The 15,384-nt window shown below is 63.8% G+C and carries 15 protein-coding genes; 4 read left to right on the top strand and 11 right to left on the bottom strand.

Annotated features, from left to right (window positions below):
- Nucleotides 1–8: 8 nt before the first annotated feature.
- Entirely contained in the window at nt 9–1,457 is a 1,449-nt protein-coding gene (locus tag DOM32_RS10185; protein ID WP_110634027.1) for an NAD-dependent succinate-semialdehyde dehydrogenase, read from the bottom strand.
- Nucleotides 1,458–1,505: 48 nt separating this feature from the next.
- Nucleotides 1,506–2,828 carry a glucosylglycerol 3-phosphatase gene (gene stpA / locus DOM32_RS10190; RefSeq protein WP_110634030.1) on the bottom strand — a complete coding sequence of 441 codons (1,323 nt, stop codon included), beginning with the start codon at nt 2,826–2,828 and terminating at the stop codon, nt 1,506–1,508.
- Between the two features lie 250 nt (nt 2,829–3,078).
- Between stpA and DOM32_RS10195 the strand changes: the two genes are divergently transcribed.
- On the top strand, nt 3,079–3,567 hold the full coding sequence (locus DOM32_RS10195; protein ID WP_110634033.1) for a pyridoxamine 5'-phosphate oxidase family protein: 489 nt from the start codon (nt 3,079–3,081) through the stop codon (nt 3,565–3,567).
- Between the two features lie 113 nt (nt 3,568–3,680).
- Nucleotides 3,681–4,718, top strand: a complete 1,038-nt coding sequence (locus DOM32_RS10200; protein ID WP_071230890.1) for a CNNM domain-containing protein — start codon at nt 3,681–3,683, stop codon at nt 4,716–4,718.
- 28 nt (nt 4,719–4,746) lie between these two features.
- Here DOM32_RS10200 and phnE (DOM32_RS10205) read toward each other — a convergent pair whose 3' ends face one another.
- From phnE (DOM32_RS10205) to DOM32_RS18255, 5 genes are all read right to left on the bottom strand, one after another.
- Nucleotides 4,747–5,553: a phosphonate ABC transporter, permease protein PhnE gene (phnE, locus tag DOM32_RS10205; protein WP_110634290.1), complete on the bottom strand. Its 807-nt coding sequence runs from the start codon at nt 5,551–5,553 to the stop codon at nt 4,747–4,749.
- Nucleotides 5,554–5,555: 2 nt separating this feature from the next.
- The gene (gene phnE, locus DOM32_RS10210) at nt 5,556–6,374 is read right to left on the bottom strand and encodes a phosphonate ABC transporter, permease protein PhnE (protein WP_110634036.1); all 819 of its coding nucleotides are present in this window, start codon (nt 6,372–6,374) and stop codon (nt 5,556–5,558) included.
- Complete coding sequence (phnC, locus tag DOM32_RS10215; protein WP_110634040.1) at nt 6,371–7,168, bottom strand: phosphonate ABC transporter ATP-binding protein; 798 nt, start codon at nt 7,166–7,168, stop codon at nt 6,371–6,373. Before phnC ends, phnE (DOM32_RS10210) begins: the two co-directional genes overlap by 4 nt.
- 66 nt (nt 7,169–7,234) lie before the next feature.
- A complete protein-coding gene (gene phnD / locus DOM32_RS10220; protein WP_110634043.1) occupies nt 7,235–8,245 on the bottom strand; it encodes a phosphate/phosphite/phosphonate ABC transporter substrate-binding protein in 1,011 nt (336 codons plus the stop codon).
- A 136-nt stretch (nt 8,246–8,381) separates the two neighbouring features.
- The gene (locus tag DOM32_RS18255) at nt 8,382–8,507 is read right to left on the bottom strand and encodes a hypothetical protein (protein WP_277354952.1); all 126 of its coding nucleotides are present in this window, start codon (nt 8,505–8,507) and stop codon (nt 8,382–8,384) included.
- 148 nt (nt 8,508–8,655) lie between these two features.
- Here DOM32_RS18255 and DOM32_RS18430 point away from each other — a divergent pair, with 148 nt between their 5' ends.
- On the top strand, nt 8,656–9,981 hold the full coding sequence (locus tag DOM32_RS18430) for a methyl-accepting chemotaxis protein (RefSeq protein ID WP_110634049.1): 1,326 nt from the start codon (nt 8,656–8,658) through the stop codon (nt 9,979–9,981).
- A 161-nt stretch (nt 9,982–10,142) separates the two neighbouring features.
- Nucleotides 10,143–11,246 (top strand): NADH:flavin oxidoreductase/NADH oxidase, encoded by a 1,104-nt coding sequence (locus DOM32_RS10235; RefSeq protein ID WP_110634052.1) that lies wholly within the window; start codon nt 10,143–10,145, stop codon nt 11,244–11,246.
- 33 nt (nt 11,247–11,279) lie between these two features.
- Here the strand turns inward: DOM32_RS10235 and DOM32_RS10240 are convergent, their stop codons facing one another.
- The 4 genes from DOM32_RS10240 to DOM32_RS10250 all read right to left on the bottom strand — a co-directional run bounded on the left by DOM32_RS10240 (nt 11,280) and on the right by DOM32_RS10250 (nt 15,361).
- Entirely contained in the window at nt 11,280–13,202 is a 1,923-nt protein-coding gene (locus tag DOM32_RS10240; protein WP_110634054.1) for a propionyl-CoA synthetase, read from the bottom strand.
- A gap of 148 nt (nt 13,203–13,350) precedes the next feature.
- Nucleotides 13,351–14,046 carry an SDR family NAD(P)-dependent oxidoreductase gene (locus DOM32_RS10245; protein WP_110634057.1) on the bottom strand — a complete coding sequence of 232 codons (696 nt, stop codon included), beginning with the start codon at nt 14,044–14,046 and terminating at the stop codon, nt 13,351–13,353.
- Between the two features lie 67 nt (nt 14,047–14,113).
- Nucleotides 14,114–14,248, bottom strand: coding sequence for a hypothetical protein (locus DOM32_RS18265; RefSeq protein ID WP_277354953.1), 135 nt, complete (start codon nt 14,246–14,248; stop codon nt 14,114–14,116).
- 243 nt (nt 14,249–14,491) lie between these two features.
- Nucleotides 14,492–15,361 (bottom strand): aldo/keto reductase family oxidoreductase, encoded by an 870-nt coding sequence (locus tag DOM32_RS10250; RefSeq protein WP_110634060.1) that lies wholly within the window; start codon nt 15,359–15,361, stop codon nt 14,492–14,494.
- Between the last annotated feature and the right edge of the window lie 23 nt (nt 15,362–15,384).

The raw sequence follows: 15,384 nt of genomic DNA on the forward strand, positions 1-15,384 counted from the left end.
CATGCCAATCACCCCATATGGGTGACCAGCTTGGTGGTGAGATAGGCTTCCAGCGCTTCGCTGCCGCCTTCGGAGCCGTAGCCGGAATCCTTGATGCCGCCGAAGGGAAGTTCAGGTAGCGCAATACCCAGATGGTTGATGGTCAGCATGCCCGCCTCCAGCCGGTCGCTGAGCGCCTGGGCGGTCTTCGACGAGGCGGTGAAGGCATAGGCGGCCAGCCCGAATGGCAGGCGGTTGGCCTCGGCCAGTGCCTCTTCCAGGTCGTCGAACGGAACCAGCAGCGCCAATGGGCCGAACGGTTCTTCGTTCATTGCACGCATCTGCGGCGTCAGCCCGGTCAGTACCGTCGGTTCGAAGAAATAACCGGGGCCGTCGGAGCCCTTGCCGCCGAGCTGGACGGTCGCGCCCTGGCTGCGGGCATCGTCGATCAGGGCTTCCAGTGCCGGACGACGGCGCTCGTTGGCTAGCGGCCCCATGGTCACGTCGGGGTCGAGTCCATTGCCGACCTTGATCTCGCGGGCCAGGGCGACGAAGCGTTCGAGGAAGGTTTCGAACACGCCGCGTTGAATCAGGAAGCGGGTCGGCGAGACGCAGACCTGACCGGCATTGCGGAATTTCGAACCGACCAGAAGCCGTGCGGCCTGTTCGACATCGGCATCGTCGAAGACCAGCGCCGGCGCATGGCCGCCCAGCTCCATGGTCGCGAGCTTCATGTGCTCGCCGGCCATGGCGGCCAGTTGCTTGCCGACCGGGGTGGAGCCGGTGAAGGTGACCTTGCGGATCGTCGGATGAGGAATCAGGTAGCTGGAAATTTCCGACGGTACGCCGTAGACCAGGCCGATGACGCCGGCCGGTACGCCGGCATCGGCGAAGGCTCGAATCAGCTCGGCGGGAGAGGCGGGGGTCTCTTCCGGCGCCTTGACGATGATCGAACAGCCGGTGGCGAGCGCCGAGGAGAGCTTGCGAACCACCTGGTTGATCGGGAAGTTCCATGGCGTGAAGGCCGCGACCGGGCCGACCGGCTGGCGGACGACACGCTGCTCGACGCCGGCTGCCCGGGCCGGCACGATGCGCCCGTAGGTCCGGCGGCCTTCTTCCGCCAGCCAGTCGATGGTATCGGCGGCGGCCAGGGTTTCACCGCGTGCCTCGGCCAGCGGCTTGCCCTGTTCCTGGGTCATCAGCCGTGCGATGCCATCGGCGCGTTCGCGCAGCAGCTCGGCCGCCTTGCGCATGATCTTGTAGCGCTCGAACGCGGAAGTGGCGCGCCAGGTCTGGAAGCCGCGTTCGGCGGCGGCCAGGGCAGCGTCGAGATCGCTGGTGGCGGCATGCGCGACCCGGCCGATCACCTCGCCGGTAGCGGGATTGATCACATCGATCTGGCGACCATCCTGGCCTTCGCGCCATTCGCCGTCGATATAGAGTCTTACGTCGGAGTAGGATTGTGTTTCGAGGGACATGCAATGCTCCTTGTGGATGTGTTGTTTGTCGGTGCCATGTGTCGCCGTTCAGCCATCATAACCGCTCGGCGCCGGCTGCGGAGCCGTGCTTGCCCAGCGTGCGGTCAGCGTACAAAAGAAGTCGATGTACTGGCTGTGGCCGTGGGGAAAGATCACGTCCAGCGTCAGCGGATCGTCGGCATCGCTGATCCCTTCCAGCGCCGGCCAGACATCGATATCCGGATTCTCGGCATGGCGTGACAGCCGCTCGATATCCACCCCGGCGCGCCGCACCTCGCCGCCGCTGCTGTCGACGTAGAGCACCCGGTTGCCGCTGTCGAATGCATCCCCCAGCTGCTGGACCAGAGTCAGGAAGCCGCGATCGCTGCCGCCGCGCTGGCGCTCGGCCTGCGGGTCGTCCGGCTGGATGAACGAGGTCACGGTATCCCCGACGCCGACGATACGCGGCATCAACGCGGGATCGAAATGCTCGCGAGCCAGCTGCAGCAGTGCGGCGTGGTCACGAGGCGCTTCCCGGGCATTGAAGGCCTCGCCCAGTGGGTAGCGGCCGGTATGGCGATGATAGTAGCGGTTGAGGATGACCAGCACGCCGACTTCCTTGACGGCGCCACGCAGCATCAGCTGGAAGTCAGTGGTGCCGGCGTTGCCGCCACTGCTGCCATCGTCGACGCTCTCCCGCAGGCGCTCGTTGCCTTGCGCGTCCCGCCCGGCATTGGGGGCGTAGTGGATGAAAAAGGCGTCGTCGAGGCCGGCCTGGCCGGCGGCTTCCAGGCGTTCGCGCATGAAATCGGCAGCGGCGATCTGCAGCGCTCGATAGCGCGCGGGAGCGTCCCGCCAATGGCGGTAGAAGACGTTGAGGTTGAGTGTCGGCGACGCCAGGTTGTCGAGCACCGCAGCGGCGATCAGGTCGCGCCGCACGTCGGCCGGCAAGCCGTAAGGCGGCCGGGACAGCAGCGCGTCGAGAAAAGCCTCGGCCTGAGCGGGGAACGCCTCGAGGAACGCCAGTTCGGCATCGGTGACGCCGGGATGGCTGACGCTGCCGAAGCGATCCTGCCACTGTACCCCGCCGGCCGCCAGGCCCGGCAGATAGCAACCCTGTTCGCCGGCTCGGTCGGGCGTCTCGAACAGCGCCTCGACGATGCCGTTCACCCCGCGCGAGCCGATATGCTCGCCATTGGTCAACACGAAGAAGTGGCCGTCGAGCTGGCGCGCGGCATCGAGATAACGGCGTTCCAGGCGCCGGGTCAACGGGTCGCCGACCAGCCCCATGCAGACGCCGTCCAGATCCTGGATGATCAGCAGGTTGTCGGTAGCCGCCAGTTCGTCCAGCAGGCGGGCGTGATCGAGCGAAAAGGGGCGAGTCGGGGGCATGGTCAACGTCTTGTTCGGCGGCGAATGGCAATGACGCGGAAATCGCGGTTCGCCACCAGTATAACGTCAGGCTTCGAGACGAATAGCCGCGGTTTGCCCGACCGGAAAGCCGCGACTAGGCTGCTAGGAGTCGTCGTGATCGCAAGACGCATAGGCGATCCAGAAAGCGGCGATCCAGAAAGCGCAACACGTTCACGTCCGGATGGCGTGATGAGAGCCCGGTCAGGGCAACCTTGGCAAGGAGGCAACGATGTCCAGTCCCGAACACAAGCAGAAGATCTGGAAGCTGATCGAGAAGATCAAGGTCGGCATGTTGGTGACCCTCGACGATGGCGTGCCGCGCTCCCGCCCCATGCATCTGGTGCAGGATGCCTACGACGGCAAGCTCTGGTTCTATACGCGACGCAGTGCGGAGAAGACGTTCGAGGCGCAGGCCGATCAGGATGTCTGTATTTCCTTTTCGGACCAGGAAGACGGCACTTATGTCTCGATGTCAGGTACGGCACGCCTCAATCACGATCCCGAGCTGATCGAGAAATACTGGAACCCGTTCGTGGCAGCCTGGTTTACCGGCGGCAAGGAGGATCCGGATCTCACCATGATGGAGATCGACGTCCATTTCGGCGAACACTGGCAGTCGCGGGAGAGCAAGACGTTCCAGCTCTACGAATTCGCCAAGGCCAACGTGAAGAAAGACCACCAGCCCAATATTGGCGAGAACGAGAAGTTCGGTCACTGAAGCTGACCGCCGCCAGCATCGATCGGCGCTGGCGGCTTTATGCATTCCAGATCATTGACAGTAACGCGCCAAGTCAGGATAAAGAGTCCTCATTAGTCACATAGCGACCCCCCATGTTTCTGCTGACGGCATTCGTCGTTCTCTCGATCGGTTTCTCCTTTGTCTGTTCGGTGCTGGAAGCCGCGCTGCTCTCGCTGACGCCAAGCTATATCGCGCAGCTCAAGGACTCCCGTCCCAAACTCCACGACAAGCTCAACAAGCTCAAGTCCAATATCGACCGCCCGCTGGCGGCGATTCTGACGCTCAACACCATCGCGCATACCGTCGGTGCGACCGGTGTCGGTGCGCAGGTATCGATCGTCTTTGGTGACGCCCACGTGGCGATCGCTTCGGCGCTGATGACGTTCGGCATCCTGGTGTTCTCGGAGATCATTCCCAAGACCATTGGCGCGACCTATTGGCGAGCGCTGGCGCCGTTGCTGCCGCGCATCCTGAACATCATGGTACGCACGCTGCTGCCGTTCATCTGGCTTTCCGAGATGATCACCAACCGTATCGCCAAGAACGAGAACGATGTCGACATGCGCGGCGAGATCAAGGCGCTGGCGCGTATCGGGCTCGACGAGCAGGCGCTGGACCCGGACGAAACGCGCACTATTACCAACATTCTCAACCTGCACGAGATCCCGGTGAAGAGCGTGATGACGCCGCGGACGGTGTGCGAGACGGTAACGCCGGACATGACCGTGGCCGAGTTCGATCAGCGTTACGGCAAGACTCAGTTCACGCGCTTTCCGGTCATGGATGGCGCCGAGGATGCGCTGGGTTACGTGCACAAGGCGGATACCTACCACGCCGAGGACGGAGAGACGCTGAAATCGGTGATGCATCCGGTGGCTATCGTCGACGAAGCCGATAGCGTCGAACACGTCTTCACCGCGATGCTCAAGGACCACAACCATCTGCGCGTGGTCTACGACGACCACGGCAACTGGGTGGGCCTGATCACTATGGAAGACGTGATCGAGACGATCCTGGGGCAGGATATCGTCGACGAGACCGACAACGTGCATAACCTGCGCAAGTACGCCAAGCAGCGCTGGCTGAAGCGGATCAAGCGCGGCGAATCCGCCCAGCCGCCGCCGGGCTGATGTTGATGATCGATAGCCCGGCGCGCGATCAGATGACCTTCTTGCGTAGCCAGGCCGCCAAGGCCTCGCCCAGGATGACCAGCACGATGATCGCCAGCAGGATGGTGGCGACGGTCTGCCAGGCCAGGGTGTCGATGGCGCCCTGGAGAATCACGCCGATGCCGCCGGCGCCGACCAGACCCAGCACGGTCGACTCGCGCAGGTTGATGTCCCAGCGCAGGATGCCGACCGCGAAGAAGGTAGGAATCACCTGCGGCACGATGGCGTAGAGCACTACCTTGGCCCGCGACGCGCCGGTCGCTTCCAGCGCCTCTACCGGGCGACGGTCGATCTCCTCGATCGCCTCGCCCAGCAGCTTGCCGAGAAAGCCGATCGACCGGAACATGATCGCGATGATCCCGGCCAGCACGCCGGGGCCGAAGATCGCCACGAACAGCAGCGCCCAGATCAGCGTGTTGACCGACCGGCTCGAGACCAGAATGAAACGGCCCAGCCACAGCGTGAAACGGTTGGGCGTCGTGTTCTGGGCCGCGATGTAGGCAATCGGCAGCGACATGAACACGGCGACGAAGGTGGCGATCGTGGCGATGTTGAGCGTCTCGACCAGCGCCCAAAGAATGGCATGCAGATTGCTCACGTCCGGCGGCACCATGCGGCCGAACAGGTCGCCGACCTGGGCGGGAGCATCCCATACCCAAGGCCAGATGATATCGATGCTCTCCACTGCCCAGACTACGGCGGCAACCACCGCCAACAGCGTGACGAAGCGCTTCCAGCGTTGTTGCGGGGTATAGCGCGCCCAGGTGCGTTCGGCAACGGTCGGGGTCGTTCGCATGGTCATCCGATGTTCCTCCTGATCCGACCGCTGACCGCTTCACTGACCAGAATCACGCCGATGATCACCATCGTGATCGCCAGCGCAAAGTCGTAATCGTAGCGGCCGAAGGCATTCATCAGCGTGGAGCCGATACCGCCGGCGCCGACGATGCCGACCACTGCCGAGGCGCGCAGATTGCTGTCGAGCTGATAGATGCCGAGGCCGATCTGGCGCGGCATGATCTGCGGCAGCACGGCGAACTGCAGCACGCTGATATAGGGTGTGCCGCTGGCGCGCAGCGCTTCCACCTGCCCCCAGTCGATCTCCTCGATGCGCTCGGCCAGCATCTTGGCGACGAAGCCGATCGAGTAGAGCGTCAGGGTCAGAATGCCGGCCACCGGGCCGAAGCCGACCGCCTTGACGAACAGGATCGCCACGATCACCGGGTGAAAGCTGCGTGCCACGATGATGATCGCCCGGCCCAGCAGATAGATCGGCTTGGCGGCGATGTTGCGCGCCGCCATGAACGCGATGGGCACGCTCAGCGCGAGGCCCAGCAGCGTCGCCAGAATGGCGATCTGCAAGCTTTCGAGAAAGCCGTCGATCAACAGCTCGTAACGGTCGAAGTTGGGCGGGAAGGCACCGGAGAAGATCCGCGCGGCGCGGGTCATGCCCTGGCTGATGCGATCGAGATCGAATGGCAGAATCGAGATCGCCCATATGGCATAGATCGCGACACCGATGACCAGACCCCAGCGCAGCAGCGGGTTGGCGATGAACGGCGGCTTGCGCCAGTGTCGGCGCGATGACGGGGCTTCCCGTTCGGCTCTCGTGCTCATGACGTGACCGCCCGAGTCTGCGCCGGGCCAGCGTCGGCTTGCTGGCGCTCCTCGCCCGGCGTGCCGCTGTAGACGGCATCCATCGCTTCCTGATCCAGATCGGCCGGGACGCCGTCGAAGATCAGCTTGCCGAAACGCATGCCGACGATACGCTGGGTGTACTCCCGCGCCTCGGCCACGTTATGGATATTGATCAGCACCGGTAGCGACAGCTCCTGGGACAGGTTCTGCAGAAGCTCCATGATCTGGCGCGAGCTGACCGGGTCCAGCGATGCAGTGGGTTCGTCGGCCAGCAGAATTTCCGGTTGCTGCATCAGCGCACGCACCACACCGACACGCTGGCGTTCGCCGCCGGAAAGCGCGTCGGCGCGCTTGCTGGCGTAATGTGCGATGCCGACGCGCTCCATCAGGTGATAGGCGCGTTCGATGTCCTCCGCCGGATACTTGCGCAGCGCCGCGCGCCAGTAGGGGATGTAGCCCAGGCGCCCGCACTGGACGTTCTCCATCACCGTCAGCCGGTCCACCAGATTGAAGCCCTGGAAGATCATCCCGATCCGTCGGCGCGCCTTGCGCAGCTCTTCCCGTCCGAGACGCGTGAGTTCCAGGCCGTTGAGCTCGATGCTGCCTTCCGTAGGCTCCACCAGCCGGTTGATGCAGCGCAGCAGGGTGCTCTTGCCCGCCCCGGAAGCCCCGATGATCGACACCACCGATTCGCCGGGAACGTCGAGATCGAGCCCGCGCAGCACCGGTTCGCCATGGCCGTACCGTTTGACCAGATTCTGAATGCGCAGCATGGAAGATCCTCTTCTGACGGCGCCATCGCCTTTCATGGCGGGCGGCGCCGTCTGGCGTTGGCAGGCTTATTCGACGTTTTCCTGGGAGTAGACGACGCCGTTGGCATCCTGGATGTCGCGTATCACTTCCCAATCCTTCTGATAGGTGACCGGCACGAACTTGGTCACGCCGTCGAATTCCTCGCCCAGCTCGGTCCCTTTCATGTCGAAGCTGAAGAAGGCTTCCTTGATCTTGTCGATCAGTTCGGGCTTGAGGTTGTGGGCATAGGTATAGGAGGTGGTAGGGAAGCGCTTGGATTCGAACACGATCTTGACCTCTTCCGGGTCGTAGAGCCCGCGCTCGGCCATGCGATCGACCACTTCGGAGGCGACCGGTGCGGCGTCGTAGTCACCCGCGACTACGCCCAGCATCGATTGGTCGTGAGAGCCCGAGTAGACCACTTCGTAATCCTCGTCCGGGGTGATGCCCTGCTTGGGGAACAGCGCGCGAGGCGCCAGATTGCCGGAGTTGGAAGTGGGCGAAGTGTGCGCCACGCGCTTGCCCTTGAGATCGCTCAGCTCGTCGATGCCGCTGTCCTTGCGGGTATAGACCTGCAGGGTGTAGCCGAATTCGCCGTCGTCGCTGCCCATGATCGCGAAAGGCACGGCACCGGCCAGATTGACCGCGAACGGCGTCGGCCCGGTGGAGAAGCCGGCGACCTGAATGCGGCCGCTGCGCATCGCCTCGATTTCTGCCGCATTGGACTGCACAGCATAGAAACGCACGTCCTTCCCGGTCTCCTCGCGCAGATGCTCGATGAACGGTTCCCAGATATCGGCATAGATTGCCGGATCCTCGACCGGGGTGTAGGCGAAGACCAGCGGATCGGGATCGAGATACTGGGATTCGTCGCTCGGCGCGTCGGCGACCAGATCGCCATTGGCGTCGCAGTACATCGGCGCCAGATCGCCGCGCTGTGGGCACTCTTCAGCGGCCTGGGCCGTGAAGGCAAGGCCGCAGCCGAGCGTCAGCGTGGTCAAGAGCGAGAGGGGCAGGCGTAGCGAGCGAGATTTGGATCGTTTGAGGCGTCGTAGCATGGCGAAATCTCCTGAGACGGAGGTTGTTATAAGCGACACCGACCGCGCGATCTTGTATGTCTCGTTAGGCCGCGTTCAGTGTCATGGTTTTGTCACAGTGTGGGCAAAATCTGCCAAAAAGCGCATTCGACTTTCGCTAATAACGGCATTGATGTTCGTTTCCGAGCAAAGAGCGGCAAGGATGTTGTTTTTTTCCAAATATATATTGCTCGCTTGCGCTGATTTTCATACCAGCCTGCCCGGCGTTGGCCTGCTGATTCATGCGCCTCTCCGGTCGATGCCTAAAATCTCGGTCGATGCGGTCGATAGTAGTGGCAACGTACTCAGGATTTAGGCATTTCATGCGCGTACTCACCGAACCGCCAATGGCTCGCAAAGCGCTCGACGAACCGTAAAAAGGAACGCAGGACATGCCCCTATTTCGTTCGCCGCACCACCATGAAGCCGTGCTCGATGCGATTCATCGCGCCATGGCGGTCATCGAGTTCTCCCTCGACGGCACCATCCTTTCCGCCAACACCAATTTTCTCGACATCACCGGCTTCGATGCCGATGACTTGATCGGCCAGCACCATCGCCGACTCTGCGATCCCGAGCTGATCGCGAGCCGGGAGTACGCGGCCTTCTGGGAGCGACTGCGTCAGGGCGAGTTCATCGCCGGGCGCTTCAAGCGCAGAACCTGCGACGGCCGCGCGCTGTGGCTGGAGGCCTCCTACAATCCGGTCATCGATCGCCATGGCAAGGTCATCCGGGTGGTCAAGACGGCGATCGACATTACCGCGCGGGTACGTGACGAGCAGGACATGCACAGCCGGCTCAGCGCCATCGACCGGTCCATGGCGGTCATCGAGTTCACCCCGGACGGGTACATCCTCAACGCCAACGCCAATTTGTTGAGCACGGTGGGCTACGCGCTCGATGAAATCCAGGGGAAGCATCATCGAATCTTCTGTGAGCGCGACTATGCCGCCAGCCAGGCGTACCGCGACTTCTGGACCCACCTGAACGCCGGCGAATTCATGTCGGGACAGTTCAAGCGACTCGACAAGCAAGGCCGGACGCTGTGGCTCGAAGCGAGCTACAACCCGGTCTTCGATGCCGAGGGGCGGCTCTACAAGGTGGTCAAGTTCGCCACCAATATCACCGACCGCGTGACACGTGAAAACGAAAGCACCCGGATGGCCTATCGCATCTCGTCGAATACGGAAACTTCCGCCAACGACGGCTCTCGCATCATCAACGAGACCATCACTGAAATTCGTCGTATCGCCAGTCAGGTAGCGACCACGTCGCAGCAGCTCGATACCCTGGCGCAGCGCTCGACCGACATCAATGCGGTGATCGAAAGCATTCGCGAGATCGCCGAGCAGACCAACCTGCTGGCACTCAACGCCGCCATCGAAGCGGCCCGCGCCGGTGAACATGGTCGTGGTTTCGCGGTGGTGTCCCACGAAGTACGCCAGCTGTCGATACGCACCTCGCAAGCCACCCGCGACATTGCCGCCACCATCGCCAGCCTGCGCAACCTCACCCAGGAGGTGAGCGGCGGCATGCAGGCCTGTCTAGGCAGCGTGGAAAACGGCGTTCGCATGGCGGGTGAGGCGGGCAATGCCATCGACAGGATTCGCGCCGGAGCCAACGACGTCGTCAGTGCCATCGCCCACGTTGCCTCGACGCTGCACGACCTCGAAGCCTCCAAAGGTCCGGCGTCCGCGCCGACCACCGCGCGCGCCTGAGATATCCGCTCACTGCCGTTTCGCACCGGCCTGTAGGAGCAAATGGTTGGCCCCGCTCGAATCGGCGGGTATTGCTCGCGGCTGCCGGTCGGGGAGAGGCATTGCCAAACAATTATTAGCCAGCTACATTTTTGCCATCATTCATCCCAGGAAGCGCATTCATGGCATCCCCCAAGCTTTTCACGCCGCTCACGCTCGGCGAGCTGGAACTTCCCAATCGCATCGTCATCTCGCCAATGTGTCAGTACTCCGCCGATACGCATGGCAACATGACCAGCTGGCATACCATCCACCTCGGCAACCTGGCGCTCTCCGGCGCCGGGCTGTTGATCATCGAGGCCTCGGCGGTCGCGCCGGAAGGGCGGATCACGCCGGGCGATGTGGGTCTCTATTCGGACGACAACGAGCAGGCGATGGCGCGCGTGCTCGAGTCCGTGCGTGCCCATTCGCCGATGCCGATCGGTATCCAGCTCGGCCACGCCGGCCGCAAGGCCTCCTGCCAGGCGCCGTGGGAAGGCGGGGCGCAACTGGGGCTCGACGAGGGCGGTTGGGAAACGGTGGCGCCGTCCGCCGTGCCCTATTCGGAAGGCCAGCGTCCGCCGCAGGCGATGAGCCTCGATGATATCGAACGGCTCAAGGCGGATTTCGTCGCCGCGGCCAAACGCGCCGACCGTCTCGGCTTCGAACTGATCGAGCTGCACGCGGCTCACGGTTACCTGTTGCACGAGTTCCTGTCGCCGATCTCCAACCAGCGAGACGACGAATACGGCGGCAGCCTGGAAAACCGCATGCGGTTGATTCTCGAGATCTTCGATGCCGTTCGCGAGGTATTTCCGAGCGAGAAGCCGGTGGGCATTCGCATCTCGGGCAGCGACTGGGTCGAAGGCGGCTGGGATCTGGAGCAGAGCGTCGCGCTGGCGCGAGCGCTTGATGCCCGCGGCTGCAGCTTCATCGACTGCTCCGGCGGTGGTCTCGATCCGCGCCAGGCGCTCGACGTCGGTCCCAACTATCAGGTGCCGTTCGCGCGCCGCATGAAGCAGGAAATCGCCATGCCGGTGATCGCGGTCGGCCTGATCACCGAGCCGGAGCAGGCCGAAGGCATCGTCTTCAGCGGCGAGGCAGACGCCGTCGCCCTGGCACGCGGCATTCTCTTCGATCCGCGCTGGCCGTGGCACGCCGCCGCCAGGCTCGGCGCCAGCGTGCACGCGCCGAAGCAGTACCTGCGCAGCCAGCCGCATACGCTGAAGAACCTGTTCGACGCCTGAGCGTCATTCACGGGCGCATCACTCGCGGGAGTATCATTGGCGGGGAGGCGAAGCGGCAGCGGCGTCGTCATCAGATGGCCTGAGCGCTTCGATCGCTTGCCTCGCGTCCTCCAGGCTGGTCGGATCGTCGATGGTCGAGGGCGTATCGAACGCCTCGCCATCGGCGATATGGCGCAACGCCTTGCGCAGGATCTTGCCCGAGCGGGTCTTGGGCAGGCGCTCGACCATCAACACCTGCTTGAAGCAGGCCACCGGGCCGATACGTTCTCGCACCAGTGCGACCAGCTCTTGCTCCAGCGTCGTCGTGTCGCCTTCGAAATCCGCCCTGGGAATGACCATTCCCAGCGGCAGTTGCCCCTTCAATGGATCCTGGGTGCCGATCACCGCGCACTCCGCCACCGCCGGATGCGAGCCGAGAACCTCTTCCATTTCCCCGGTAGAGAGCCGATGTCCGGCGACGTTGATCACATCGTCGGTACGTCCCATCACGAACAGATAGCCATCCTCGTCGAAGTAACCGCTGTCTCCGCTGAGGTAGTAGCCGGGGTGCGCCTTCATGTACGCCTGCGCCATGCGTTCGGGATCGCCCCAGATGCCGCTCAGACAGGCCGGCGGTAGAGGGTGCTTGATCACGACGCTGCCGTGGGTAAGGGCGGGAACCTCTTCGCCCCGGCGATCGAGAATGCGCACGTCATAGCCCGGCACCGGCATGGTGGCCGAACCCGCCTTGGTCGGCATCGGCGTGAGTCCGAGCGGATTGGCGGCGATCGGCCAGCCGGTTTCGGTCTGCCACCAGTGATCGATCACCGGCACTTGGAGGTGCGACTTCAGCCAGTGATAGGTCGGTGGATCGAGACGTTCGCCAGCGAGAAACAGCGATTCGAGTCTATGGATGTCGTACTCCGCCAGCAGCCGCGCATCGGGATCTTCTTTTCTCACCGCGCGGAAGGCGGTCGGTGCGGTAAAGAAGCTCTTCACGTTGTATTCCGAGATCAGCCGCCAGAAGGCGCCGGCATCGGGCGTGCGTACCGGCTTGCCTTCGTAGACGACGCTGCTGCAGCCAGCGAGCAGCGGAGCGTAGACGATGTAGGAGTGCCCCACGACCCAGCCCACGTCCGAAGCGGAGAAGAACACCTCGCCCGGCGCCATCGCGTAGATCGCTTCCATCGAGTAATGCAGCGCCACGGCATAGCCGCCGGTATCGCGTACCACGCCCTTGGGTTTGCCCGTGGTGCCGGAGGTATAGAGGATATAGAGCGGATCGGTGGCCGCGACTGCCACACAGTCCACCGGCCTGGCCGATGCCATCGACTCCTCCCAGTCGTGGTCACCGGGGCCGAGCTCGGCGCGCACGGCGTCACGCTGCAGATAGAGGCAGCCTGACGGTGCATGGGCGCTGTGGCGGAGTGCGTCCGCCACGATCGGCTGATAAGGCACCACACGATCCACTTCGACACCGCAGGAAGCGCTGATCACCAGCTTGGGTCGCGCGTCGTCGATGCGCAGGGCCAGCTCGCGGGGGGAGAAACCGCCGAACACGACCGAATGGATGGCGCCGAGCCGGGCGCAGGCATACATCGCGATCAGTGCCTCCGGCACCATCGGCATGTAGATCACCACCCGGTCGCCTTGGGTCACGCCAAGTTTTTGCAACGCACCGGCGCACAGCGCGACCTGGTCGCGCATCTCGCGGTAGGTCAGTTGCCGTTTGCCACGCGTCACCGGCGAGTCCCAGTAGATCGCGACCTGATCGCCTCGCCCCTGATCGACATGATGATCGAGGGCGGCATGGCAAAGGTTGAGCTCTCCGTCGGCGAACCAGCGGGCATGTCCTCCGTCGCCGGTGGTGAGTGCCTGGGTCGGAGGCCGGAACCAGGGGATACGCGCCGCCTGATGCATCCAGAAGGCGTTGGGGTCATCGAGCGAGCGGCGATAGTCGTCTTGATAGCGGTTCATGCAAACCCCCGGAGGCAGTGATCGTTCCTCCACCACGGGGAGGCGTCAATGACACTCTAGGGCCGAAGCGAAGCTTTCAGACTTCAACCATCGGCTAATTTCGACGAATGGATGCGTAACGAGGCTCTCCGGCGGAGGAAGATTCTGCTCACACCGTGTCCTCGATCCGCCAGTTGACCGGCACTTCGGCAATGCTGGCCGACGGCGGCAGTTCCAGCAGCAGGCGAACGATGCGTGTGACGTCCTCGGGCTGAGTGACCTCCTCGGCGTCGACATCGGCACCCGCCGCCATGTCGGTGGCGACGAAGCCGGGGCAGATCGCGGTGGCGCGCACGCGGGTCTCGGCACTGCAGTGACGCAGCCCATGGACGAACGCCTGTGCCGCGAACTTGCTCATGGCGTATAGCCCCGACCCCGCCGACCGCACCCGCTTGCCCGAAAGCGACACGATCGACACCACCTTGCCCTGCCGGGCGTCGACCAGATGCGGCCAGGCCTGCTGGGTCAGCAGCATCGGCGCCTTGGCGTTGACCGCCATGACCCGGTCGAATTCGTCGCCGTCCGCTTCCAGCACCGAAGCGCGGCTGAGCACGCCGGCGTTGTTGACCAGTGCATCGATACCGCCGAACACGCGTACCGTCTCCTCGACCCAGGATCGGGCGCTCTGCGAATCCAGCGCATCGTAGTGGCAGACCAGCCAGTCATTGCGCTCCGGGCGTTCGGCGGGCTCGGTCCGACAACCGAGGCTGACGCGCCAGCCGGCGGCGTGAAGAGTCTCGGCGATGGCGGCACCGATGCCGCGATTGGCACCGCTGACCATGACCACGGGGGCGTCGTTGGACATCTCTGGTTCCTCGAGTAGAGACGGAAGGTGGCGGGCCGAGTGACAGGCCGCCGACTTCCCGGTCAGCCTAGCGGGGCGTTGCCCATCCCGCGAGCGAAGCCGCCAGCGCGTCGCTCAGTCTGTCCACGTGCTCCCGGGCGAATACCAGCGGCGGGCGAATCTTGAGCACGTTGCCGTAGGGGCCGGTGGCGCTGATCAGCACACGGCGTCAAGCAGCAGGGTGGCGGGGCTTCCGCTCATTCTGGCGGACTCGGAATGGCGCGAAGGGCAACTGGTCCGAGCCCTCGAACCGGTCCGGGATATTCCCGTCGAGATTCACACGACCCGCGCCAGGACTTCGCTGCCGGCTTTTGCCGAGGCGTTCTGGCAGCGCCTGACGACGTTGTCTTCGACCGTCACTCTGCGTTCGAGCTTCCCTGAGCCGGATGCTCCGACGCCGGCCCCGTTACTCGCCTCCGATACGATCCAGCAACGCCATCTGTGCCTCGGGGATCTCCAGCGCCGCCGCTTCGATGTTCTCGCGCAGGTGCTCGGGCGATGACGTGCCCGGGATCAGCAGGATGTTGGGCGAGCGCTTGAGCAGCCACGCCAGCGCCACTTGCATCGGCGTGGCGTCTAGCGTCCTGGCGACATCGGAGAGCGTGTCCGACTGCAAGGGTGTGAACCCGCCCAGCGGGAAAAACGGCACGTAGGGAATGCCGTCCGCGGCCAATTGATCGATCAACGCATCATCGGCGCGATTGGCCAGGTTGTACTGGTTCTGCACGCAGACGATGGGAACGATCTTCTGGCCATCGGCGACCTGCGTGGCGGTGACATTGCTCAGCCCAATGTGCTTGATCAAACCGCGTTCGCGTAGCTCCGCCAGGGTCGTCAACGGCGCCTCCAGCGAGCCTTCCGCCGGCCCGTGGACGTCCAGCATGCTGCGCAGGTTGACGACTTCCATCTGCTCCAGCCCCAGATTGCGGAGGTTGTCTTCTACCGCCCGGGTCAGCTCGGCTGGCGAGAGCGCGGGCAGCCAGGCGCCGGTCTCGTCGCGTTGGGCGCTGACCTTGGTGACGATGCAGAGATCGTCGGGATAAGGGTGCAGTGCCTGCCGGATCAGTTGGTTGGTGACGTGGGGGCCGTAGAAATCCGAGGTGTCGATATGATCGATACCGGCGGCGATGACCTCCTCGAGCACCTGCAACGCCCGTGCCGGATCCCTGGGCGGACCGAACACGCCGGGGCCGGCGAGCTGCATGGCGCCGTAGCCCAGGCGCTTGACCCGACGATCGCCGAGGGCATATGTACCGGCCTTGTCGATGAGAGACATGGTTCACTCCTGTGTCGAATAGG

Origin of the sequence: Salinicola salarius, from assembly GCF_003206135.1 — a bacterium.
Taxonomy (GTDB): domain Bacteria; phylum Pseudomonadota; class Gammaproteobacteria; order Pseudomonadales; family Halomonadaceae; genus Salinicola; species Salinicola salarius.